This is a genomic window from Lacinutrix venerupis (genome assembly GCF_003663945.1).
GTDB lineage: Bacteria > Bacteroidota > Bacteroidia > Flavobacteriales > Flavobacteriaceae > Lacinutrix > Lacinutrix venerupis.
Map to the genome: position 1 here is coordinate 125,497 of NZ_RCCH01000004.1, position 23,835 is coordinate 149,331.

Below are 23,835 nucleotides of genomic sequence, written 5' to 3' on the forward strand. Positions count from 1 at the left end.
TAAAAAAGGAGGCCACTATTTAAAAAACTAACCTTCAAAAATTAACTTCCTGTTTGTCCAGTTGTAAAACTAAACTCTGCTGAAATGGCATTAGATATAGTATCTAAAGTTTCTGCTGTAACATCCCAAAAACCATTACCACTCATTAATGTTGTTGTAAAAGCATCAACTTCTGCTTTTGTAAAATATGGTTCGTTTGTACCTGGCTTTCTTGTAAATTGTAAGCTATATACAAACCCGTATCCTTCTGATAAATCATGAAAAGCAGAAGCCCAATCTGAACCTAAACCTGTTTTTCCTTGTTGTAAATAATATACTGCTCTAACACCTATTACTTGAGATATTTTCTCTCTAATTATCTGTGCTTGTGCATCACGTACATCGTAATTTTTAGCAACAATTGCGGCACGACCTAATTTAAATGCATTGTAAACATCCATTGCTATACCTGCAAAATCGTCGTCTCCTTCTACTCTAGATAAGTATTTATTTAAAAAGTTATCTCCTTCTAAAGTTGGTACTGCTGGATTTGCTTCGTTACCGTATAAGTAACCGTAAGCTTCATCCCATTTGTGCTCCATAGTTGTGTAGTTGTTATCACCATCTAACACACCGGCATCATTATTTGCTCTATTATCTCCGGCGTCTAAAACTGCCGCACCTAAGTAATTATTTAACATTTGGTCTACCATTAAACCACCTATTAAACCTTTTGCAAACGCTTGATTGTTTTCTAATCCTTTTGTGTTTACATAACGTATAGAACCACCACCAGCTTCTTGAATTTGTCCTGCATTACCTGCTGATGCTGTATTATCCCAATTTGGAAATACGACATTTACTTGGTTTTCTATTAAAGCATCAAATTCTGCTTTTATTGCTGTTGCATCTGTTGTATTTGCCGAAAAGAAATCTGTTGAGGCTGCTGTTTTACTTCTTACACTTTTATCTGATGCATTTAAAGCGGCATCACTAAAATCGTTTGCGCCTTCTTGGTGTGCAAACATATTATCTAAAATGGTTTCTGTATTTGCTGTATTTGATAGACCAGACACAATTTCGTCTGCCATTAATATACGTGTTGTTTGACCGCTAAAGCTTACAGTTGTATTTCCGTTTCTTTCAAACACATAAGTATCTGGAGCTGTTACGTTGTTTGTTTCAATTACAACTGCTGCATCATCATCACTTGAACATGATGAAAGTGATATTGTTGCTAAAGCTGCTAAACCTAATACTAGTTTATTCATTTTTGATAAAATTATTTTATTTATTATTATTTAGACTAATTACAAATAGATATGCAATCAGTTTGCAAAAATAAAACTGAAAAGTAGTTTATGCAAGTTTATTTAGATTAAATTTAAATAAAGAATAAAATTTAAAAATAAAACATTAATAATCAACAACATAGAGTCAATTGTGATTAAAAAAACATTTTTTTAAGGATAGTATTAATGGTATTTTGAGAAGATTTTAGTGGCTTCGTTATAACTACTTTCAAAAGACATCGCATTTAAATTGTGTGCTTTTTTAGTTGTTAGGTATGATAGTACTTTTTCGGTTGGCATATTTCCTGTTAAATCGTCTTTAGCCATTGGGCAACCACCAAAACCTTGAATAGCACCATCAAAACGACGACAACCTGCTTTATAAGCTGCGTCTACTTTTTCAAACCAAGTTGTTGGTGTTGTGTGTAAATGCGCACCAAATTCGATGTCTTTATATTGTGGTATTAAATTAGAAAACAAATAATCTATATTTTCTGGATTAGAAGTACCAACAGTATCGCTAAGTGAAAGTATTTTAACACCCATTTTACTTAAACGCTCTGTCCACTCGCCTACTATTTCTACACTCCAAGGATCACCATAAGGATTTCCAAAACCCATAGATATGTATACAACAACTTCTTTATTGGCTTGGTCTGCTCTATTTAGTATTTCTTGTAAAGTTACTACAGATTGTGCAATGGTTTTATGCGTATTACGCATTTGAAAATTTTCTGAAATAGAAAACGGATAACCCAAATAATCTATTTCTGGATGTTTACAAGCATCGTCTGCACCACGAGTATTAGCTATTATAGATAGTAATTTACTTGTTGTTTTGCTTAAATCTAACTGCGCTAAAACTTGGGCAGTATCTACCATTTGTGGTATTGCTTTTGGTGAAACAAAACTTCCAAAATCGATAGTATCAAAACCAACACGAAGTAAAGATTGTATGTATTGTACTTTCTTTTCGGTTGGAATAAAATCTTTAATGCCTTGCATGGCATCTCTTGGACATTCTATAACTTTTACGTGGTGCTTCATAATTAACTTCAAAGATAATAAAGTTAGTTAGTTACTAAAACGTTTTCTTAAATTAAGGTAGTACTATTGGACCTAAAAAATTATTCCAAAAAACAAAACCAGAAATACCACCAAAAAAACCAGAAACAATAAATGAAAATCTGTAAGCTTTAGGCACTACATTAAATAAGATATAATACATTACACAAGCTCCAATTAATGCTGTAATTATAGGAATCACCCATTGATTTAATTCTAAATATCTAGAGATTTCAAATTCATCGCCTGTAAAAAAACGTTCTTTATTTATAAATTTCGATACTAAAGCACCAAATGTATTATAGACTTCTCGAGAAATGAAACATGCTAGTAATATTGCTAACCAATCTAAAAATTTTAATTTATGTTTAGTTGATGTTTTTCTATAAAAAAGTATGCATAATCCAATTAGTGACGTTAAAATTGTTTGCAATGGACCACCTAATGCTATCCAAAATATATGTTTAAAATTAAGCTGGTATTTTTTCTCTAACGAATGCTTTAATGTATTAAAACGTTTTTTTTCTTTAAATGGTAGATTATTATTTATTTCATGATGGTATAAATCTACAATGCTAAAAATCTCTTTAACTTCGGCATCTTCATAATACCCTTTTTCTTTATAACTCATAGAACTATAACTTAAATGAGTGTTATAGCCCAAGAATTTAGCAACTAAAATATGACCATATTCATGAGACAAAGTTCCTATTATAGTAAAGGCTATAAATACTAAAAATATAATTATAGAAAATCTAAGTTTGAATTTAAACATCCATACTAAGATAATTTATTTTTCTGAGAAGAATATAAAAATTGCAATACCAACAAAAACAACTATTTGTAACCATTTTAAAAATAAACCTATATTTTTATGTGATTTTAAATAAGTAGAAATAGAACCTGCTAAAATGGCGACTAAAGAGAATATTATAAATGACGTTGCCATAAACAGCAAACCTAAAATATAAAACTGTTTTACAGAACTTAGTGTTTCTGAAAATAAAAAACCTGGAAAAAAAGCTAAAAAGAAAATAGAAACTTTTGGGTTTAACACATTCATTATCACACCTTGCTTAAATAATTGCCACATGCTCTTTTTAGGCACTGCAGTATCATTTAATTCTACTTTTGCATCACTTTTATATACTTTAAAAGCTAAATACAAAAGGTAAGCCGCACCTAAACATTTTATTATAAAAAATAACAAATCATTTTCTTTTATAATGGCCGATACGCCAAATGCTACTAAAGTAGTATGCACTAAACAACCTGAAATTAAGCCACAAACCGTTGCCAAACCATACTTTGTACCGTTTACAATGCTTTGCATTAACACGTATATATTATCTGGACCTGGAGATATAGCTAAAGCCGAAGTGGCAACAACAAATGCTAAAAGTGTTTCTATATTCAATTTAACACCTCTTTAAAATAGCTTTATTAATACGTTTTACAAGCGATGGACCTTCGTAAATAAAACCAGTATATATTTGCACTAAGTCTGCTCCTGCTTCAATTTTCTCTAAAGCATCTTTTGCAGAATGTATGCCACCAACACCAATTATTGGGAACGCTTTGTTACTTTTTTCAGCTAAATATTTTATAACCTGCGTAGATTTTTCTTTTATTGGTTGCCCGCTTAAACCGCCATTTCCTATTTCGGCTAATCTTTCATCTGTAGCTTTTAAACCTGTTCTATCGGTAGAAGTGTTACTTGCAATAACACCATCTAAATTGGTTTCTTGTACGAGTTCTATTATTTCGTCTAACTGCCCATTATTTAAATCTGGAGCAATTTTTAATACAATTGGTTTTTGTACTTTAAAAGTGTTATTCGCTTTTTGTACAGCGCCGATAAGCTCTAATAAATAGTCTTTATCATTTAATTTTGCATGACTGCCAACATTTGGGCAACTTACATTGAGTACAAAATAATCTACATAAGGATGTAAAGCATTAAAACATTCTAGATAATCTTTAGTATAATCTTCTGGTTTGGTTTGCGTGTTTTTTCCAATATTTCCACCAATAATAAGTTTACCTTTATTCTTTTTTAATTGAGAGATAGCCGCATCAAGACCTTCGTTATTAAAACCCATTCTGTTTATAATGCCTTTATCGTCTTTTAACCTAAATAAACGCTTTTTTGGGTTTCCTACTTGTGCTTTTGGTGTTACTGTACCTATTTCTATAAAACCAAAACCAAAGTTTGCTAGCTCATTATATAATACTGCATTTTTATCAAATCCTGCTGCTAAACCTACTGGATTTTTAAAAGTTAAACCAAAAAGTTTTCGTTCTAATTTGGCATCTTCAACCACATATAAACTTCTAAAAACCGAAGCCATTCCTGGTATCTTACAAGTAAATTTTATAAGTGAAAAAGTAAAGTGATGAATCTTTTCTGGATCAAAAAGAAAAAATAACGGGCGTAGTAGTGCTTTGTACATGTAGTAATGTTTGCACAAAAGTAATTCTTATTAAAAAAATGAGCAATGTTAAAGCTTAAAAAAACTTAATAATTGTATTTTTACGTCATAAAATTATTAGTTAACCTTTAAATAGATTCCTCGCGTTGCAGGAAATAAAATATGATTTCAAAACAAGATATAATAAAACGCTTTGTAGGTTATGTAACTGTAGATACAGAATCTGACCCAGAAAGCGACACAACACCAAGTACAGCAAAGCAATGGGATTTAGCAAATGCTTTAGTAGATGAGCTTAAAGCCATTGGAATGAGCGATGTTACTATAGATGAAAACGCTTATATAATGGCAACGTTGCCTAGTAATGTTGATCACGATGTACCAACCATTGGGTTTATTTCGCATTTTGATACCACTCCAGATTTTACTGGTGCTAACGTAAAACCTCAAATTATTGAAAATTACGATGGTAAAGATATTATGCTTAATGAAGCTGAAAATATTGTACTATCTCCAGATTATTTTGAAGATTTACTACTTTATAAAGGTCAGACCTTAATTACTACAGATGGCACAACACTTTTAGGTGCAGATGATAAAGCTGGAATTACAGAAATTGTTTCGGCTATGGAGTATTTAATTGCCAATCCACAAATTAAACATGGTACTATAAAAGTTGGTTTTACACCTGACGAAGAAATTGGTCGTGGTGCGCATAAATTTGATGTAGAAAAATTTGGTGCAGATTGGGCTTATACTATGGATGGTAGCCAAATTGGTGAATTAGAATACGAGAATTTTAATGCTGCTGGCGCAAAAGTACGTGTAAAAGGAAAAATTGTACATCCTGGTTATGCAAAAGGTAAAATGGTAAACTCTATGTACATTGCTACAGAGTTTATAAACTCGTTACCTCGTATGGAAACACCAGAACATACTGAAGGTTACGAAGGATTTTTCCATTTATATTCTATTAATGGTGAAGTTGAAGATACCGTGATGCAATATATAATTCGTGATCATGATCGTGAACATTTTGAAGCACGCAAAGAAGTCATGCAAAAAATTACGAACGAGATAAATAGCCAATACGGAAAAGAAGTTATTGAGATTGAAATTAAAGATCAATACTTTAATATGAAAGAAAAAGTAGAACCTGTAATGCATATTGTAGATATTGCAGAAGAAGCAATGAAACAATTAGACATAAAACCATTAATTAAAGCAATTCGTGGCGGTACAGATGGTTCTCAATTAAGTTATATGGGCTTACCTTGCCCTAATATTTTTGCTGGCGGACACAATTTTCATGGGCGTTACGAGTACGTTCCTGTAGAAAGTATGATAAAAGCAACAGAGGTTATTTGTAAAATTTGTGAGATTACAGCAGAGAAAAACAAATAAGAACCAATAAAATTCTAATATAAATTAAACCCATAAGGCCATGTCTTATGGGTTTAACTTTTTACAGAATATTCATCTAAAATTACAGAGGATTTAAAATTTATCTATACCCGTTTTATATGACTTTAGAATTAAAAATTATCTATGTAAAAAGCATAATACAAAACAATTACTTCTTATTAATTATTAGAGCTCCTTTATTTAGTAATTTAATACACCTCTAATAAAAATTTAACTAAATATATTTTTCTAACAAATCTATTAATCGTAATATTGCAATGAATAAATTAATTTAAACTATGGGATTAGTAAAATCAGAAATGTTTACAGACCAACAAAACGAGATTGCTCTTTTTGCAAAAGTTTTTGGTCATCCAGCAAGAGTATCTATTTTACAACATTTATTTAAAATAGACACATGCGTTTGTGGAGACTTAGTTAACGAAATTGGCTTAGCACAACCCACAATATCACAGCATCTTAAAGAATTAAAACAGTTAGGTTTAATAAAAGGAAACGTTGAAGGAACAAGTGTTTGCTATTGTATAGACACAGAAAATTGGACAAAAATGAAACAGGTTATGAATCAATTTTTAGATCAAGACCTAACTAAAAAGGGAGATTGTTGTTAAAAAAATTTACAAGCATCAATCGTATAATTGCAATAAACAAATAAATAAAAATATTATGAAATTATCAGAAGTTAAAAACAGATTAAACGAATTAGAAACTATTTCTTTTCAATTACCAAATGGAGAGTTAGTACCAAACCATTTTCATGTTACAGAAGTTGGTAAAATATCTAAACACTTTATAGACTGTGGTGGTACGGTGCGACATGAGGATGTTGTAAACTTTCAATTATGGAATGCTAACGATTACGACCATAGATTACACCCAGAAAAGCTTTTAAATATTATAGAATTATCTGAAAAAGTTTTAGGTATAGAGGATTTAGAAATTGAAGTAGAATACCAAGGTGATACTATTGGAAAATTTGGTCTTGATTTCGACGGTAAACATTTTTTATTAACCAATAAACAAACAGATTGTTTAGCTAAAGACCAATGCGGGATTCCACAAGAAAAAACAAAATTAAAATTCTCTGAAATAGAATCTGGAAATTCTTGTGCACCCGGAAGTGGATGTTGTTAATTAAAATTAATTATAAAATCATAAAAATTGACGACTACACAATCTACTCTATTTTCAGAAATAGACACTACAATTAAAACCTTAAAACCTGAAACAATTTCAGAAGAACGTAAAACGGTTTTAAATCCGTTAGCGGAATATATTCAAACCAAAGTTGAAAATAAACAAGATATTCGTATCAATTTTATTTGTACTCATAACTCACGAAGAAGTCATTTATCGCAAGTATGGGCGCAAGCAATGGCACAGTATTTTAATATAGATAATGTGTTTTGTTATTCTGGCGGAACAGAAGCTACAGCAATGTTTCCAATGGCAGCAAAAGCATTACAAAATTCGGGTTTTAAAATCAATACACTTTCTGAAGGTAAAAATCCTATTTACAGTATTAAATATGCTACAAACGAGCATCCTATTATAGGCTTTTCCAAAACTTTTGGAGACGATTTTAATCCTAAATCTGAATTTGCAGCAATAATGACTTGTTCGCAAGCAGATGGTGCATGTCCTTTTATTCCTGGCGCAGAAAAACGTATACCAATTACTTTTCAAGACCCAAAAGCTTTCGATAATACACCACAACAAGAGGAAAAGTACAACGAAAGAAGCATACAAATTGCAACCGAATTATTTTACATATTCTCTCAAATTAAAGCATAAATAATGGCATTAAAAAAATTAAGTTTTTTAGATAGTTATTTAACACTATGGATTTTTATCGCAATGGCTATTGGCGTAGGTATTGGATATTTTTACCCATCTTTTCCAGAAGTTGTTAACTCTTTTAGTAGTGGTAGTACCAATATTCCTATTGCTATTGGATTAATAGTGATGATGTATCCTCCACTTGCCAAAGTAAATTTCTCTTTATTACCAAAGGTTTTTAAGAACACTAAAATTCTTTCCATTTCACTAATTCTTAATTGGATTATTGGTCCGGTTTTAATGTTCTTTTTAGCTATTATATTTTTACGTGATTATCCAGAATACATGGTTGGACTAATTTTAATTGGTTTAGCACGTTGTATTGCAATGGTTTTAGTTTGGAATGATTTAGCCGAAGGCAGTAGCGAATATGGAGCAGGTTTAGTTGCATTAAATAGCATTTTTCAAGTGTTTGGTTATAGCTTTTATGCATGGCTTTTTATAACAGTACTGCCTCCATATTTTGGGTTTCAAGGTGCAATTATTGATATTTCTGTTGCAACCATTGCAGAGAGTGTAGCAATATATTTAGGTATACCTTTTGCACTTGGCATTTTAAGCCGATTAATTTTAGTAAAACTAAAAGGAGATGAATGGTACACAAATAAATTTATTCCAACCATTTCTCCATTAACATTAATAGCTTTACTATTTACTATTGTAATAATGTTCTCATTAAAAGGAGAGCTAATTGTAGAAATACCTATGGACGTTTTAATAATTGCTGTTCCGTTATTAATCTACTTTACATTAATGTTTATTATTGGTTTTTTCTTTACAAAAGCTACAGGAGCAGAATACGATAAAACTACAGCCGTAGCTTTTACTGCAGCAGGAAATAATTTCGAGTTAGCTATTGCCGTTGCTATTGCAGTTTTTGGACTAAACTCCGGACAAGCCTTTGCAGGAGTTATTGGTCCACTAGTAGAAGTACCGGCATTAATTTTATTAGTTCGTGTATCGTTTTGGTTAAGAAAAAAATACTATCTAGAAGCTAAAGCATAAAAAAGTTAAGTAAATTCGAAGACTATTTTAGTAAACGAAACGTCTTATACTTTGAAAGAAAATGCTAATAAATCTCAATATGTTTCATTTGATTCTATTGATGCAGATGAAAGTGAATATTTATTTATAAAACCCTCACAAATACCAAATGCTGGTAATGGTTTATATACCGCAATAGATATATTTAAAAATGAAATAATTTCTATTTTTAAAGGAGAAATTATTAGCACATTTGAAGCCGAAAAAAGGGTTAATAAAGGTGAAGATCGCTATTTTATTAACCTTTTAGACGGTAACATAATGGACAGCATGCACACACAGTGTTATGCCAAATATGCTAACGATGCTAAAGGTGTAGTAAATAACACTTTTAAAAATAATGCTAAAATTACTTTAGACAGTGATGATAATGTTTGCATCATGGCAACCAAAAATATTAATGCCGGAGACGAAGTTTTTTGCAGTTATGGTAAAGCATATTGGAAAAAACACAATTAATTAAAATTTATAAAAAATCTTAGTAATTTAAGGTCTCAATAAATTTAACTAATTTTGAGTTTAAAGCATACAATTATGACTACTACACCAGAACATGATAAAAGAATTGCAGAAATGAAATTCTTTTCTGTATACCCACATTACGTTGATAAAGTTGAAAAAAAAGGCAGAACAGTTGAAGAGTTACATACGGTAATAGAATGGCTAACTGGTTTTAATACTAAAAAAATAAAACAACTCATTGACGAAAAAGTTACATTTAAAACTTTTTTTGATCGCGCAACCTTAAACCCAAATGCCGATTTAATTAAAGGTGTAATTTGCGGTTATAGAATAGAAGATATCGAAACACCTTTAACAAAAAAAGCGCGTTACTTAGACAAGTTAATAGATGAATTAGCTAAAGGTCGTAAAATGGAAAAAATTTTACGTGAAAAAAAATAAATTAAAACATGAAAAAAGCAGACTCGGTAGAAGAATATATTGAAAATAACAATCATTTTAAAGACGCTTTAGAGATACTACGAGAACTTATTTTATCTACAAATCTTGAAGAAACTATTAAATGGTCTGCTCCTACTTATACTTTGTCTGGAAAGAATATATTAGGTATTGGTGCTTTTAAAAATCATTTTTGTTTATGGTTTTTTAACGGTGTCTTTTTAAAAGATGAGCATAACCTTTTAGAAAAGGCACAAGAAAAAACTAAAGCTTTACGCCAAATGCGTTTTAAAAAGTTGGAAGACATAAACAAACCTCTTGTTATAGCATATATAAAAGAAGCTATAGAAAATCAAAAAAATGGTAAAGAATTAAAAGCTGTTCGTACTACAAAGAAAGATGTTACAATTCCAGATTTAATTGCCGAAGAAATAAAAAACAATAAAAATTTTAAAGATGCCTTTAAAGCTTTAACGCCATCTTGCCAAAGAGAATATTGTAACCATATAATTGATGCAAAACGAGAAAGCACAAAATTGTCTAGGTTAGAAAAAATTAAACCTATGATTTTAAAAGGTGCTGGCTTACACGATAAATATAAAAACTGCTAATTTTTACTTGTTTTAATATTACAGTGTAGTTTCACGTAAATTTAAACTAAAGTCTATAGTTTTAAATACCGTTTCTACTGGTTCTTTAGACTCTAATCTATTAACTAAAATTTGTACAGATGCTTCACCAATAGCATCACTATGTTGAGCTATAGTTGAAAGTTTTGGACTTGTAAATGGCAAAACATTATCATCACTAAAACCAATTATAGACATATCTTGTGGTATACTATATCCTCTCTCTTTTGCAATATTTAGTACTGCTCCACCAGAAATATTATCGATACAAATAACACCATCTATAGGTTGCTTTTTATCAAAATAATTTTCAATTGCAACTTCTACATTTTCTGTACTAGGTATTTTTACTTCCGTTAAATTACTATTGTATTGTTTTGCATCTTCAATAGCTTTAAAACAGCCTTTAGACCTTAATTTACCAACACTTAGTTCTTCAATCTTATTTATTAGTATTATATTTTTTCTACCTTCTTTTATTAAATGCATTGTTGCATCGTAGGCTGCTTGAAAATCGTTATTTACAACTTTATCACAAGTTATGGCTTGAGACACTCGGTCGAACATTAAAATAGGTATTTTTTGATTTAAAATATCTTTAAAATGATCTGTTTTCTTATTAACCTCTGTTTCTTCTGCAATAGACATTATAAAACCATCTACACTTCCGTTTGCCAATAACTCTAAACTATTTGCTTCTTTTTCATATAATTCGTTAGACAAACAAGTAATAATATTATAACCTTGTTTTGCAGATTCTTTTTCTATACCATATAAAACTTTAGCAAAAAAGTGATTTAATATATTTGGGATAATAACTCCTATGGTTTTTGTCTTGCTATTTTTAAGGCTTAAAGCCACGCGATTAGGCTTATAATTATACATTTTAGCCGTTTCCTTTACTCGCGCTATAGTTGCTTCTCCTATTTCACTACTTCCATTTAAGGCTTTAGAAACTGTAGAGATGGAAACATTTAGTTTTTCGGCAAGTTCTTTTAAAGTAATCATATAAAAAATTGTGGCTTGAAATGAAAAAATCCTTACGAAAGTACAAAAAGATTGATTATCAAATTTAAAAAATTACACAAAAAAAATCCTCAAGTTTTAACTTGAGGATTTTTAGTAATTTATTAAAATAGAGTTATTTGTTTACTTTTAAAGGTGCATTTAAAGCTTTACTGCTTTCCATAGAAATTGCAGCACGATCAAACTTTAATTTTCCAGACATAGTTTCTATAACACAACTATTATCTTTATCGTTAAGCTCTACTATTTTACCATGCATACCACTTTTAGTAACTATTTTATCGCCACGCTTTAACTCGGCAGCGAACTTTTTTTCATTCTTAGCACGCTTCATCTGTGGTGCAATCATAAAAAAGTACACTACAGCAAACATTGCTATTATTGGTAAAAAACCTGAAATATCTCCCATTACTTAATTGCTGGAGATAAAGGTGCTGCTGTTTTTGCAGGAGCATTAGGATCTGGCTTAATAAAAGCAGAAATTTTAACTACTTCTCTACCTTTTTCTGTATTTGCAGTTACTGTAATTGCTTTAGAAATTTTGTTGTTTCCTTTACCATTAAATTTAACTGTAAATTTTCCTTCTTCACCTGGAGCTAAAGGCTCTCTAGACCAATCTTTAGGAATTGTACATCCACAAGAACTTTTTACATCTGTAATTACTAATGGCGCTTCTCCTGTATTTTTATATGTAAAAACAGTTTCAACTGGAGTTCCATTGATAATTTCACCAAAATCATGATCTGTTTTATTAAACTCGATTACTGGAAATTTAGATGCAGCTTGATCTCTTTCTGCTGCTGCTGCAACCTTTGTGTCATCTACTTTGCTTGTTGCGTCTTCTTTACAAGAAGTAAAAGCTAACATGCATACTGCACTAAATAATAATACTACTTTTTTCATAATTTAATTTTTAAATATTTTGATAAATTTCGAACGCAAAAATAAGAATAATTTTGAACTACATCAAGCCACGGCCAACTTTATTTAGTTTTCCTTCGATTTGATATTCTTTTACAAGTTTATCGAGTATTCCGTTAATAAATATACGGCTTTTTGGTGTTGAATATTCTTTAGATATTTCTAAATATTCGTTAATAGTAACTTTTGTAGGAATAGATGGAAAATTTTGAATTTCGCATATTCCCATTTTAAGTAACATTAAATCTATATTTGCTATCCTATCGCTATCCCAATTTGTTGTTTTATTTTCTATTTCTTTTGTAAATGTATTTTGATTTAACAACGTTTTTCTAAACAACTTAATTGCAAATTCTTTGTCTTCGATATCTTTATACAACTTAGGCAGAAAATGAAATGCGTTAGAGTCTTTTTTTACTTTGCGTAATAATTTAAGTATTGAAGTGTTTACCGTAGGCAAATCGTCTAACCAAGTTAAATGTTTGTCTTCTAAATACTCATAAAGTTTATCGTTAGGTGCAATAATTTCTTTAAATACCTCTACAATAAAATTACGGTCTTCGTTAAAGTTTGTTGTAGTAGTCTTTAGGTATTCTTTATAAATATCACTCACTAATATTTCTTTATAAATAATATCAACATATTCAGAATCTAAATCCCAATTTTTAATATTATGGGCATCAAATTTGGCTTGAAGCTGCTCATTATCTCTAAGCATAATAAGCACTTCGTTATTTATAAATTTACGATTAGGATTTTTTTCTTCGGCAGTTGCTAAATGTTTTTTTGTAGTTTTTTCTAAGTGAGATTCTGCACGCTTTTGTACTTCAATCATTAAAGAAATTAATAATAAATACAAATTATACATGTTATCTATACTGTATAATAAAAATTTTTGATCTTTTGAAAAATCATCGCTTTCACTACCATTAAAGGCATAAAGCACTTGCATAACTTTAACTCGAATGTGTCTTCTACTTAACATCTTTACAAAGAACTTAATAAAATTAATATAAAAGTGGTGGTCACTTTAAGTCGGCAAAAATAATATATTTTATGAATACAAATACTAATTATTAATTAATAATTGCTAATATTATTTATAATAGAACAAACAGTAATTTTATTGTACTAAAACACAATCTAATCCAACATTACAAACCTTTTTATTCCTTTTTATGCTTTATCTTTGTCTTTATAAAAAAGCGACATATTTAGGTTTTTAAACTAAAAAACAAACTCCAAAACTGTAAATGAAAGAATTACAGCATCTTAACAAATATTTCTTAAAATATAAAAAGCAATTAATAATTGGTATTTTAATTACAATTATATCTATGCTTTTTAAAATTTATGTTCCTAAATTAATTGGTTCTATTATAGATATTGTAAACAACCAATTACAAAATCCTGAAAACTCAATTTCAGATTTTAAGCAAGAACTTTTAAATAATATTCTATTAATTATTGGTACTGCAATTATAGCAGGTATTCTTACTTTTTTTATGCGTCAATATATTATTAACGTATCGAGATATATAGAATTCGATTTAAAAAATGAAATTTACCAACAGTACCAAAAACTCTCTTTAAATTTTTATAAAAAAAATAGAACAGGAGATTTAATGAATAGAATAAGTGAGGACGTAACACAGGTAAGAATGTATGCCGGACCTGCAATTATGTATAGTATAAATACCATTACACTTTTTATTGTGGCTTTGGCTTTTATGTTTAAACAAGCACCTACTTTAACGTTATACACTATAATTCCGCTTCCTATTCTATCGGTTTTAATTTATTTAATTAGTAAAGAAATACATAAACGTAGTACAATAGTTCAAGAGTATTTATCTAAACTTTCAACATTTACTCAAGAAGCTTTTAGTGGGATTTCGGTAATTAAAGCTTACGGTATAGAACCACAAACACAGGCAGATTTTACTACGCTTGCTTACACAAGTAAAGAGAAACAACTTAGTTTAGTACGCATTCAAGCGTTCTTTTTTCCAATGATGATTTTACTAATTGGTATTAGTAATATTCTAGTTATTTACATTGGTGGTATGCAGTATATAAACGGTGAAATTTCTCTAGGTAATATTATGGAGTTTATTATATATGTAAACATGTTAACTTGGCCTGTTGCTACAGTTGGTTGGGTAACCTCTATTATTCAACGTGCTGAGGCTTCGCAAAAGAGAATTAATGAGTTTTTAAAAATTGAACCAGAAATTAAAAACAACACAATAGAACCTTCTTTAATTAAAGGTAATATTGAATTTAAAAATGTTTATTTTACTTACGACGATACTAATATTAAAGCATTAAAAGGGTTAAGTTTTAAATTAAACTCTGGTGAAACTTTAGCTATAGTTGGTAAAACAGGCTCTGGTAAATCTACCGTTTTAGATTTAATAGGCAGATTGTATGATATTAATAAAGGTCAATTATTAATCGATAATAAAGAAATAGACCAATTAAACTTAACAAGTTTAAGAGACGCTATTGGTTATGTACCACAAGATGCCTTTTTGTTTAGCGATACCATAAATAATAATATTAAATTTGGTAAAGAAAATGCAACAGACGAAGAGGTAATTGCTGCTGCAAAAAACGCCCAAGTACATAAAAACATTTCAAAATTTACAAATGGATACCAAACAGTTTTAGGAGAACGTGGTATTACTTTATCTGGCGGACAAAAACAAAGAGTATCTATTGCCAGAGCAATAGTTAAAAATCCACAAATATTATTATTTGACGATTGTCTTTCTGCAGTAGATACAGAAACAGAAGAAAAAATACTTAACAATCTTAAAAAAGTTTCGGCTGGTAAAACAACTATAATAGTAAGTCATCGCATTTCTTCAGCTAAAAATGCAGACCATATTATAGTACTAGACGATGGAAAAATTGTTCAAAAAGGAACACACAACCAACTTATAAACATTGATGGTTACTACAAAGAACTCTATATTAAACAAATGAGTGAAAATTATACTAATTAATGTAAATAAGTCTAATTAAAAGAAAAACTTTAAAATGTTGCGTGGTTTTATTTTTTTCCTATTTTTGAAACACATTAATAACAAATTAAAATTATGAACAATAACGAGATGATGGAGAAAGAAGAAATTTACTCTAAGGTTTTAAGAGCTGGAAGACGTACTTATTTTTTTGATGTTCGCGCTACAAAAGCTGGTGATTATTATTTAACAATTACCGAGAGTAAAAAGTTTACAAATGATGATGGCTCATTTCATTACAAAAAACATAAAATCTACTTGTACAAAGAAGATTTTAATGAGTTTAATAGCATTTTACAGGAAATGACAGATTATGTTATTGCCGAAAAAGGAGACGAAGTTATTAGTGATCGTCACCAAAAAGATTATAAAAAAGAATACGACTCTTCTAAAACTAACCAAGACACTGTTACAGAAGAGACAACAAATGCTAGTGAAACTGCAGAAAGTAGATTTACAGATATAGATTTCGACGATATTTAATAAAAAAGTTAACTCTTTATATATTAAACATAAAAAAACCATTTCTTTTGAAATGGTTTTTTTATTAAAATTGTTTTAGTAAAATATTTGTATTAAGACACCGTACTTCCGTTTTTTACTTTAAGTTCTGGGTTTAATAAAGTAACATCTTTGCCATTTACCGCTCCTAATACTAAGCATTCGCTCATAAATTTGCCTATTTGTTTTTTAGGAAAATTAACAACTGCTAAAATTTGCTTATCTATTAAGTCTTCTTTTTTATAAAGCGTAGTAATTTGTGCCGAAGATTTTTTAACACCTAAAGCTCCAAAGTCTATAGTAAGCTTATATGCCGGATTTCTAGCCTCTGGAAAATCATTTACTTCTATTATAGTTCCTACACGAATATCTACTTTAGTAAAATCGTTAAATTGAATAGTTTTGCTCATGAGCTAAAGGTAATAAAGTTGAATAGCTCTTACAAATTGTAAAAAAATAAAAAAAATCAGCTTTAATATAGTACATTGTAATTCAATTATATTTGCAATATTTATAAGCCTAAGTATGAAACACATAATAATTCTTATTCTATTTTCAACCTTTTGTTCTGCTCAAGAAAAATATACTTTTGATTATTTAATTGAATATGAAAGAACATTCTTAAAAGAAGATTCGCTTAAAAAAAAAGCATTCTACTTAACAAACTCAAAAGACAACAGCTATTTTGCCGAGCTTACTTTAAAAGACAGCTTAGATTATAATATGTTTTTTAAACATCATGATAAATTGCATTCTTTTGCATTAGTTTCAAAATTTCAGATAAACGAAGCTGAAGCCATTAATATTAACTGTACTCAAATTACATTTAAAAAAAATGAGTATAAAAGTGTAATCGATGATTATGAATTCTCTGTACCCAAAGACACAGTAATAAATAATAAAAATTATCAAATCTATAATTTAAAAAGCAAGCTAAATTTAAAAAAAAGAAAAAGAAATGGCTCAGGTACAAATGTTTATATTATAGATAACTCATCCATTTCTCATCTACCTTTTTTTACGCATCCAACAGCATACGAAAAATGGAAACTACAAAAACACTTACCAAACGGTTTATTAATAGAAAAAAAGCATATAGACGTTTTTGAAAAAGACCACAGTACCGAAGTACTAATTAGCTATAAGAAAATTAAAAAAAATATAACTATTATAGGTGATTGCATAAGTTATAAATAGATTTTTAATAAAACAGAAGCATTTATTTATCAGTCTTTTTTTAAGCGGTTTTAAGTTTGCAACACACAATTTTAAGGATATTAAATATCAACATAAAAATATTGAAACAATCTAAACTAATACTTCCTATAATTGTAATTTCTCAATTTTGTTGCACTTCGCTTTGGTTTGCTGGCAACTCTGTAATTACTAATCTTATTAAAGATTTTAATCTTAACGACAATGCGTTAGGCGACTTAACTTCTGCGGTTCAATTTGGGTTTATTATTGGCACATTAATTTTTGCTATAATGGCAATTGCTGATCGTTTTTCACCTTCAAAAGTGTTTTTAATTAGTGCAATTCTTGGAGCTTTTTTTAATTTAATAATTATAAATGAAGCCAACAACTTTACAAGTTTAATTGTATGTCGTTTTCTTACTGGTTTTTTTCTAGCAGGCATTTATCCAGTTGGAATGAAAATAGCTGCCGATTACTTTAATAAAGGTTTAGGCAAATCGCTTGGTTTTTTAGTTGGTGCATTAGTTTTAGGCACAGCACTTCCGCATTTATTAAAAGATTTAACACAAACCTATTCTTGGAAGTCTGTTATTATAGCAACATCTTCCCTTTCAACATTTGGTGGTTTATTAATGTTTGTTTTAGTTCCAGATGGACCACATCGTAAACCAAATAAAAATTTAAACTTATTAGCATGCTTTAGTGTTTTTAAAAAACGTAATTTTAGATCTATAGCTTTAGTTTATTTTGGACATATGTGGGAGCTTTATGCCTTTTGGACATTTGTACCACTTATGTTAACAAAGTATAGTATTAACTTTACACAAACTAACTTTAACATTCCATTACTATCATTTGTAATAATAGGAATTGGAGGAGTTGCCTGCGTTATAGGAGCATATATTGCAGAATTTTTAGGAACAAAAAAAACTGCGGCAATAGCCTTACTTTTATCTTGTTGCTGTTGTATTTTATCTCCGTTTGTTTTTTCTATTGAAAATAAAATGCTTTTTATTGGTTTTCTTGTTTTTTGGGGAATGGTTGTTATTGCAGACTCTCCATTATTATCGACTTTAATTGCTCAAAATGTTAAAGGAGAAATAAAAGCAACAGCACTAACAATTGTTAATTCAATTGGTTATTTGGTAACTATAATAAGTATTCAATTTGTGTCTAAATTTATAGAAATAACAGACTCAAATTACATTTTTTTTATTCTAGCTATTGGTCCTATTTTAGGATTAGCATCACTAAAAATGAATAAAAGCAAAAAGGTGTAATTACCATTCATTTCTCTTAATCAATCTCTCTATATGAGCGTAGTGATGATTAGAGTGCCAAGCATAAATTCCTAGGTTTTTATTTAAAGAAATGACCTCATTACTTTCTGGATGAATAAAAGTACGCTCTAAATCTTCAAAAGAAAGGCCTTTTACAAAATATACCAACTTTGCATGAATTACTTTTATGTGCTATAAAGAATTTTCAATTGGTTGATTATAATCATGCAATTGCGACCAAGAATTTTCATTATAAGCTTTAATTACAGGATTTTCTTCTGTTATTGCCCACTTAAAACGAATGTAACTATGGTGATGACTATCACTTATATGATGTATTAGTTGTCTTACTGTCCAACCATTTGGCCTGTATGGTGTATTTAATTGTTTATTATTAAGATTAACTACAAGTTCTTCTAAATGTCTTGGAAAATTCTCTAATACACTAATCCATTCTTTAATGTGAGTTACTGTAATTTCTTTTGGACAACTAAACTTTCCTATTGGATACTTTAATTTTTCTAATGATTGATTATTCATTATTTACACATCTTTATTCTTTATTGTAAGATGCAATAAAACGTTTTGCCCTATCATTACTTGTATTAAATTGCAAAGCTTTTTTGTAATTATTGTAAGCCTGTAAGCTATCGCCTTTTCTAGCATAAGCATCTGCCAAACTATCGTAAACATTACTACTTTCTGGATATAAAGCTACATTTATTTTAAAGAGCTCTATAGCTTCATCAAATTCTTTTTCTTTAAGTTTATTATAACCTAATCTATTAAAAACATGCTCTTCTATAAACACATTTAGAGAATCTTCTTTTTGTATAGCCAAGTAACCTTCTGTTGCTTTCTCATATTCCTTATTTTTTAGATAAGTACTTGGAACGTGTAAAGAATCTGGCATTTTTTTATAATTGTATGTTGTTTTCGCGTTTTCATCTGGTGAAACTTCAGAAATATACATAATCTTATTTTCGGGATGTTTTAAAAACTTAATTTTTTTGTTCATCTCCTTTATAAAATAGGTGTTTTCTTCTAAATATAGAGGCTCTATCTTTTCTGCACCTCTCCATTTTAAAAACAGTTCATTATTTTCAAAATAAACTTCTATTACTTCATTTACATTAAACAAATAACGTCCGGTGGTTTTTTCTATAAACTCTGGAGTATAGTCTGCTTTTTTACCACAAGCTAAAAATAGAGTACAAATTATAGTGTAAATAATAAGTTTGGTTTTCATTTTTGGTGTTTTTGGTATTTAAAAATAATAAATGTTTGGCATAAAAAAAACGCCTCATAATTATGAGACGTTTTAGATTTTTATTTGTTACTTATATTAAACAAATATTTATTTTCTGCTTATTTTACAGCCATTAATTCTACATCGAAAATTAATATTGCATTTGGCGGTATAACTCCACCAGCACCTCTAGAACCATATCCTAAATCACTTGGTATTACAAAACGTGCCTTATCGCCTACTTTTAATAAGCTAACACCTTCGTCCCAACCTGCAATTACTTGTCCCATTCCTAAAGCAAAATCAATTGGTTGATTACGTTTGTAAGACGAATCGAAAACCGTTCCATCTGTTAACGTTCCTTTATAATGTACAGATACTGTTTTTCCTTTTTCTGCTTTTACACCTTCTCCTTTTTGAACGATTTGGTAACGTAAACCACTCTCGGTTTGCTCGAAACCTGCAGAATATTTATCTAACTCAGCTGCTTTTGCTGCTCTTTCCTCTGCTATTCTTTTTTCGCGAGCACCTTCAAAAGTTCTAAAAGCTTCAATAGCATTAAAGTTTTTAGCTGCATCACCAACTCTTACTATTTCTAATGTTTCAATTTCATCTCCTTGAGCTATAGCATCTACAACATCTTGTCCTTCTACTACATTTCCAAAAACGGTATGATTTCCATCTAACCAATCTGTAGCAACATGAGTTATAAAAAACTGACTTCCATTTGTTCCAGGTCCAGCATTTGCCATAGATAAAACTCCTGGCCCACTATGTTTTAAGTCTGGATGAAACTCATCATCAAACTTATAACCTGGGTTTCCTGTTCCTGTTCCTTGAGGACATCCACCTTGAATCATAAAATCTGGTATTACTCTATGAAATTTTAAACCATCATAATAAGGTGTACCTTGAGGTTTAGCAGAGTTTTCCATATTACCTTCTGCTAAAGCAACAAAATTACCTACAGTTCCAGGTGTTTTTTCAAATTCTAAATTAACTAAAATAACACCTTTATTCGTGTTAAATTTTGCGTATAAACCGTCTTGCATTGTCTTGTTTTTTAATGAAGTGCAAAGATAGGAAGAAGTTAAAGGTTTTAAGTAAAGTGTTATGAGTTTTTTTTGAAGTTTGAATTTTATTAGCTTTGATGCAAATAAAAAGTAACTATGGGTATTTTTGGTAAATTATTTGGTAGCAAGCAAAATGAAGAAGTTTTAACTAATGATAATTATATTGAAACGATAATTCAATCTGGTGAAGGTGAGCCTTTGGCTATATCAAATAATGAAGTTATGTACGTTGGTTATAACGAATTAGGCGGATATTACTACCTTCAAACATTTATTGTTGGACGTTTAAAAGTGAAAACAAAAAATGGTGCGAAACTTGAAATTATTGGAAACAATTATACTCTTAATTTAAATTCTGATATGCCTGAATTTGAATCTGAATCTGCTAGCCCATTAGATGGACACGTTACAAGAATAGATTTTCAAATTGAAAAAGCAGACGTTGAAAAAATAAAAAGATCTAACATTAAACAACTTACTCTTTACGTAAAAAAGAAAGAAATTTTATTTAATCTCTATTCTAAATAAATTTAAAACAGCTACTAATTAAAACATAAATGTAAAGTCTATTGTAATTTTTTATTAAATAGACCTTACAAAAGTTATTAGTAGGTTTTAAGTGTTAATTTGCTACTTCACTAATAAACTTAATACGGTATAAACGTAGCTCTTCATCGTCATAATCACCATCAAACTCATCTATAGCAACATCAATTTTATCGGTTTCAGAGTCCATAAAATAATCATGCAGTTCTTCTTGTTGATCTTCGTCTAACAATTCTTCAATCCAATAATTAATATTAAGCTTCGTTCCAGAATATACTATGGCTTCCATTTCTTTAATAAAGTCTCCCATTTCCATACCTTTAGCCGAAGCAATATCGGTTAATGGTAATTTTCTATCCACATTTTGAATAATATAGAGTTTTAAACCAGAATTAGTACCTGTAGATTTTACAATAAAATCGTCTGGTCTCATAATATCGTTTTCCTCTACATATTTAGCTATTAAAGCTACAAAATCCTTACCGTATTTTTTTGCTTTTCCTTCTCCTACTCCATGAACATTAGATAGTTCTGGTATTGTTACCGGATATTTTAGAGCCATATCCTCTAACGAAGGATCTTGGAATATAACAAAAGGAGGCACTCCTAATTTTTTAGCATTAGTTTTTCGTAAATCTTTTAGCATTTTCATTAAAGCATCATCTACAACTGCTCCTCCACCTTTTTCTGCTGTAATTATATGGTCGTTATGAGATTCATCAAAAGTGTGGTCTTCAGTCATCATAAATGAAACAGGACTTTCTATAAATGCTTTCCCATCATCAGTTAATTTTACAACACCATAAGTCTCTATGTCTTTTTTTAGATAACCTGCTACTAATATTTGGCGCAGTAAAGCCATCCAAAACTTTTTATCTTTATGTTTTCCTTTCCCAAAAAATGGTTGATTATCTGTTTTATGAGAACTAATCATAGCGTTAGAACTCCCAACTATTACACTAACTAGATCTTTAGATTTATATTTTTCGTTAGTTAGCTGTACAATTTCCATAAGTAAAGCGGCATCTTCTTTAGCTTCTATTTGCTTTTTAGGATGACGCATATTATCGTCCATATCTCCACCTTCACCAGTTTCATTATCAAACTCTTCTCCAAAATAGTGTAAAATAAATTTACGTCTGGAAATTGAAGTTTCACAATATGCAACTACTTCTTGTAATAAAGCATGACCTATTTCTTGTTCGGCAACAGGCTTTCCAGACATAAATTTTTCAAGTTTCTCTATATCTTTATATGCATAATAGGCTAAACAATGTCCTTCTCCTCCATCTCTACCTGCACGTCCAGTTTCTTGGTAATAACTTTCTATACTTTTAGGTATATCGTGATGTATAACAAAACGTACATCTGGTTTATCTATTCCCATACCAAAAGCAATTGTAGCAACAACAACATCTATATCTTCCATTAAAAACATATCTTGATGTTTTGCTCTAGTTTTTGCATCTAAACCTGCATGGTACGGTAATGCTTTTATGCCATTAACTTGTAATACTTGAGCTAATTCTGTTACACGTTTTCTACTTAAACAGTAAATAATCCCTGTTTTACCTTCGTTTTGTTTAATAAAACGAATAATATCTGAATCTACCGTTTTAGTTTTTGGTCTTATTTCATAATATAAGTTTGGCCTATTAAATGATGCTTTAAAAGTTTTAGCATCACTCATACCCAAGTTTTTAAGTATATCTTCTTGCACTTTTGGAGTTGCTGTAGCCGTCAATCCTATAATAGGAATATTATCTCCAATTCGTTTTATTATAGTTCTTAAATTTCTGTATTCTGGTCTAAAGTCATGTCCCCACTCACTAATACAATGAGCTTCATCTATAGCCATAAAAGATATTTTTACTGTACGTAAAAATTCTACATTTTCTTCTTTAGTTAGGGATTCTGGAGCAACATAAAGTAATTTTGTTATTCCGTTTGTAATATCCTCTTTTACCTGTTTTATTTCAGTTTTATTTAAAGACGAATTTAAAACATGAGCAACACCATGTTCATCTGAGATACCACGAATAGCATCTACTTGGTTTTTCATTAAGGCTATTAAAGGAGACACTACAATTGCTGTACCTTCTTGCATTAAAGCGGGAAGTTGATAACATAAGGATTTACCTCCTCCAGTAGGCATTATAACAAAGGTATTGTTCTGCGATAAAATACTTTCTATAACGGTTTCTTGTAATCCTTTGAACTCACTAAAACCGAAATATTTTTTTAGGGCGGCACGAATTTGACTTTTCACTATATTTTTAAGCAATTTAATATTTACACATCTAATTTAAATAAAACAACTTCGAATATGGACTTTTTAGTATAAAGAATTAAAGTTTTCCTTTTAATTTTTCGCTAAATTTGCCAAGATTATCAACAATCATTAATAC

28 protein-coding genes are annotated in these 23,835 nt (G+C 29.6%); 13 read left to right on the top strand and 15 right to left on the bottom strand.

The features are described from left to right. Window positions 1-41: 41 nt before the first annotated feature. The 5 genes from CLV86_RS07115 to CLV86_RS07135 all read right to left on the bottom strand — a co-directional run bounded on the left by CLV86_RS07115 (window position 42) and on the right by CLV86_RS07135 (window position 4,789). Window positions 42-1,250: a DUF4856 domain-containing protein gene (locus tag CLV86_RS07115; protein ID WP_121051198.1), complete on the bottom strand. Its 1,209-nt coding sequence runs from the start codon at window positions 1,248-1,250 to the stop codon at window positions 42-44. 204 nt (window positions 1,251-1,454) lie between these two features. Continuing rightward, window positions 1,455-2,318 carry a hydroxymethylglutaryl-CoA lyase gene (locus tag CLV86_RS07120; RefSeq protein WP_121051199.1) on the bottom strand — a complete coding sequence of 288 codons (864 nt, stop codon included), beginning with the start codon at window positions 2,316-2,318 and terminating at the stop codon, window positions 1,455-1,457. A 52-nt stretch (window positions 2,319-2,370) separates the two neighbouring features. Continuing rightward, window positions 2,371-3,111, bottom strand: coding sequence for a hypothetical protein (locus CLV86_RS07125; protein WP_121051201.1), 741 nt, complete (start codon window positions 3,109-3,111; stop codon window positions 2,371-2,373). Between the two features lie 15 nt (window positions 3,112-3,126). After that, window positions 3,127-3,753, bottom strand: a complete 627-nt coding sequence (locus CLV86_RS07130; protein ID WP_121051203.1) for a LysE family translocator — start codon at window positions 3,751-3,753, stop codon at window positions 3,127-3,129. A 1-nt stretch (window position 3,754) separates the two neighbouring features. Next, on the bottom strand, window positions 3,755-4,789 hold the full coding sequence (locus tag CLV86_RS07135) for a quinone-dependent dihydroorotate dehydrogenase (RefSeq protein WP_121051205.1): 1,035 nt from the start codon (window positions 4,787-4,789) through the stop codon (window positions 3,755-3,757). 141 nt (window positions 4,790-4,930) lie between these two features. Between CLV86_RS07135 and pepT the strand changes: the two genes are divergently transcribed. The 8 genes from pepT (at window position 4,931) to CLV86_RS07175 (ending at window position 10,587) form a co-directional block, all read left to right on the top strand. Continuing rightward, window positions 4,931-6,172 carry a peptidase T gene (pepT, locus tag CLV86_RS07140; protein WP_121051207.1) on the top strand — a complete coding sequence of 414 codons (1,242 nt, stop codon included), beginning with the start codon at window positions 4,931-4,933 and terminating at the stop codon, window positions 6,170-6,172. A 299-nt stretch (window positions 6,173-6,471) separates the two neighbouring features. Further along, window positions 6,472-6,804, top strand: coding sequence for an ArsR/SmtB family transcription factor (locus CLV86_RS07145; protein ID WP_121051209.1), 333 nt, complete (start codon window positions 6,472-6,474; stop codon window positions 6,802-6,804). Between the two features lie 55 nt (window positions 6,805-6,859). Beyond that, the gene (locus CLV86_RS07150) at window positions 6,860-7,327 is read left to right on the top strand and encodes a DUF6428 family protein (RefSeq protein ID WP_121051211.1); all 468 of its coding nucleotides are present in this window, start codon (window positions 6,860-6,862) and stop codon (window positions 7,325-7,327) included. Between the two features lie 27 nt (window positions 7,328-7,354). Further along, the gene (locus tag CLV86_RS07155) at window positions 7,355-7,987 is read left to right on the top strand and encodes an arsenate-mycothiol transferase ArsC (protein ID WP_121051214.1); all 633 of its coding nucleotides are present in this window, start codon (window positions 7,355-7,357) and stop codon (window positions 7,985-7,987) included. Window positions 7,988-7,990: 3 nt separating this feature from the next. Continuing rightward, window positions 7,991-9,037: an ACR3 family arsenite efflux transporter gene (gene arsB, locus CLV86_RS07160; protein WP_121051216.1), complete on the top strand. Its 1,047-nt coding sequence runs from the start codon at window positions 7,991-7,993 to the stop codon at window positions 9,035-9,037. 51 nt (window positions 9,038-9,088) lie between these two features. Continuing rightward, entirely contained in the window at window positions 9,089-9,535 is a 447-nt protein-coding gene (locus CLV86_RS07165) for an SET domain-containing protein-lysine N-methyltransferase (RefSeq protein ID WP_121051219.1), read from the top strand. A 75-nt stretch (window positions 9,536-9,610) separates the two neighbouring features. Continuing rightward, complete coding sequence (locus tag CLV86_RS07170) at window positions 9,611-9,979, top strand: DUF2200 domain-containing protein (RefSeq protein WP_121051221.1); 369 nt, start codon at window positions 9,611-9,613, stop codon at window positions 9,977-9,979. Between the two features lie 8 nt (window positions 9,980-9,987). Beyond that, window positions 9,988-10,587 carry a YdeI/OmpD-associated family protein gene (locus CLV86_RS07175; protein WP_121051223.1) on the top strand — a complete coding sequence of 200 codons (600 nt, stop codon included), beginning with the start codon at window positions 9,988-9,990 and terminating at the stop codon, window positions 10,585-10,587. Window positions 10,588-10,605: 18 nt separating this feature from the next. Here the strand turns inward: CLV86_RS07175 and CLV86_RS07180 are convergent, their stop codons facing one another. From CLV86_RS07180 to nusB, 4 genes are all read right to left on the bottom strand, one after another. Further along, window positions 10,606-11,613: a LacI family DNA-binding transcriptional regulator gene (locus tag CLV86_RS07180; protein WP_076733600.1), complete on the bottom strand. Its 1,008-nt coding sequence runs from the start codon at window positions 11,611-11,613 to the stop codon at window positions 10,606-10,608. 133 nt (window positions 11,614-11,746) lie between these two features. Further along, window positions 11,747-12,040, bottom strand: a complete 294-nt coding sequence (gene yajC, locus CLV86_RS07185) for a preprotein translocase subunit YajC (protein WP_076733601.1) — start codon at window positions 12,038-12,040, stop codon at window positions 11,747-11,749. Further along, the gene (locus tag CLV86_RS07190; protein ID WP_076733602.1) at window positions 12,040-12,534 is read right to left on the bottom strand and encodes a DUF1573 domain-containing protein; all 495 of its coding nucleotides are present in this window, start codon (window positions 12,532-12,534) and stop codon (window positions 12,040-12,042) included. The genes yajC and CLV86_RS07190 overlap by 1 nt, the downstream gene beginning before the upstream one ends. 58 nt (window positions 12,535-12,592) lie before the next feature. Further along, window positions 12,593-13,537 (bottom strand): transcription antitermination factor NusB, encoded by a 945-nt coding sequence (gene nusB, locus CLV86_RS07195; RefSeq protein WP_249037462.1) that lies wholly within the window; start codon window positions 13,535-13,537, stop codon window positions 12,593-12,595. A gap of 268 nt (window positions 13,538-13,805) precedes the next feature. Between nusB and CLV86_RS07200 the strand changes: the two genes are divergently transcribed. Continuing rightward, window positions 13,806-15,563 carry an ABC transporter ATP-binding protein gene (locus CLV86_RS07200; RefSeq protein WP_121051225.1) on the top strand — a complete coding sequence of 586 codons (1,758 nt, stop codon included), beginning with the start codon at window positions 13,806-13,808 and terminating at the stop codon, window positions 15,561-15,563. Window positions 15,564-15,656: 93 nt separating this feature from the next. After that, the gene (locus tag CLV86_RS07205) at window positions 15,657-16,064 is read left to right on the top strand and encodes a PUR family DNA/RNA-binding protein (protein ID WP_121051227.1); all 408 of its coding nucleotides are present in this window, start codon (window positions 15,657-15,659) and stop codon (window positions 16,062-16,064) included. A 92-nt stretch (window positions 16,065-16,156) separates the two neighbouring features. Here the strand turns inward: CLV86_RS07205 and CLV86_RS07210 are convergent, their stop codons facing one another. Further along, the gene (locus CLV86_RS07210; RefSeq protein ID WP_076733605.1) at window positions 16,157-16,492 is read right to left on the bottom strand and encodes a tRNA-binding protein; all 336 of its coding nucleotides are present in this window, start codon (window positions 16,490-16,492) and stop codon (window positions 16,157-16,159) included. A gap of 115 nt (window positions 16,493-16,607) precedes the next feature. On the opposite strand from CLV86_RS07210, the gene CLV86_RS07215 reads away from it, so the two are divergent. Together CLV86_RS07215 and CLV86_RS07220 are read left to right on the top strand one after the other, a co-directional pair. Then, the gene (locus CLV86_RS07215; RefSeq protein ID WP_121051229.1) at window positions 16,608-17,279 is read left to right on the top strand and encodes a hypothetical protein; all 672 of its coding nucleotides are present in this window, start codon (window positions 16,608-16,610) and stop codon (window positions 17,277-17,279) included. Window positions 17,280-17,380: 101 nt separating this feature from the next. Then, on the top strand, window positions 17,381-18,559 hold the full coding sequence (locus CLV86_RS07220; RefSeq protein ID WP_121051231.1) for an MFS transporter: 1,179 nt from the start codon (window positions 17,381-17,383) through the stop codon (window positions 18,557-18,559). Here CLV86_RS07220 and CLV86_RS14460 read toward each other — a convergent pair whose 3' ends face one another. The 4 genes from CLV86_RS14460 to CLV86_RS07235 all read right to left on the bottom strand — a co-directional run bounded on the left by CLV86_RS14460 (window position 18,560) and on the right by CLV86_RS07235 (window position 20,860). Beyond that, window positions 18,560-18,727, bottom strand: coding sequence for a hypothetical protein (locus CLV86_RS14460; protein ID WP_487246503.1), 168 nt, complete (start codon window positions 18,725-18,727; stop codon window positions 18,560-18,562). It abuts the gene before it with no gap. A gap of 24 nt (window positions 18,728-18,751) precedes the next feature. Continuing rightward, a complete protein-coding gene (locus tag CLV86_RS14465; protein WP_487246504.1) occupies window positions 18,752-19,099 on the bottom strand; it encodes a DinB family protein in 348 nt (115 codons plus the stop codon). 13 nt (window positions 19,100-19,112) lie between these two features. Continuing rightward, window positions 19,113-19,808 carry a tetratricopeptide repeat protein gene (locus CLV86_RS07230; RefSeq protein ID WP_249037463.1) on the bottom strand — a complete coding sequence of 232 codons (696 nt, stop codon included), beginning with the start codon at window positions 19,806-19,808 and terminating at the stop codon, window positions 19,113-19,115. A gap of 119 nt (window positions 19,809-19,927) precedes the next feature. Next, window positions 19,928-20,860 (bottom strand): peptidylprolyl isomerase, encoded by a 933-nt coding sequence (locus CLV86_RS07235; RefSeq protein ID WP_121051233.1) that lies wholly within the window; start codon window positions 20,858-20,860, stop codon window positions 19,928-19,930. Between the two features lie 117 nt (window positions 20,861-20,977). On the opposite strand from CLV86_RS07235, the gene CLV86_RS07240 reads away from it, so the two are divergent. Next, the gene (locus CLV86_RS07240; RefSeq protein WP_121051235.1) at window positions 20,978-21,409 is read left to right on the top strand and encodes a hypothetical protein; all 432 of its coding nucleotides are present in this window, start codon (window positions 20,978-20,980) and stop codon (window positions 21,407-21,409) included. 94 nt (window positions 21,410-21,503) lie between these two features. Here CLV86_RS07240 and CLV86_RS07245 read toward each other — a convergent pair whose 3' ends face one another. Beyond that, window positions 21,504-23,696 (bottom strand): RecQ family ATP-dependent DNA helicase, encoded by a 2,193-nt coding sequence (locus CLV86_RS07245; RefSeq protein WP_076733612.1) that lies wholly within the window; start codon window positions 23,694-23,696, stop codon window positions 21,504-21,506. Window positions 23,697-23,835: the final 139 nt, after the last annotated feature.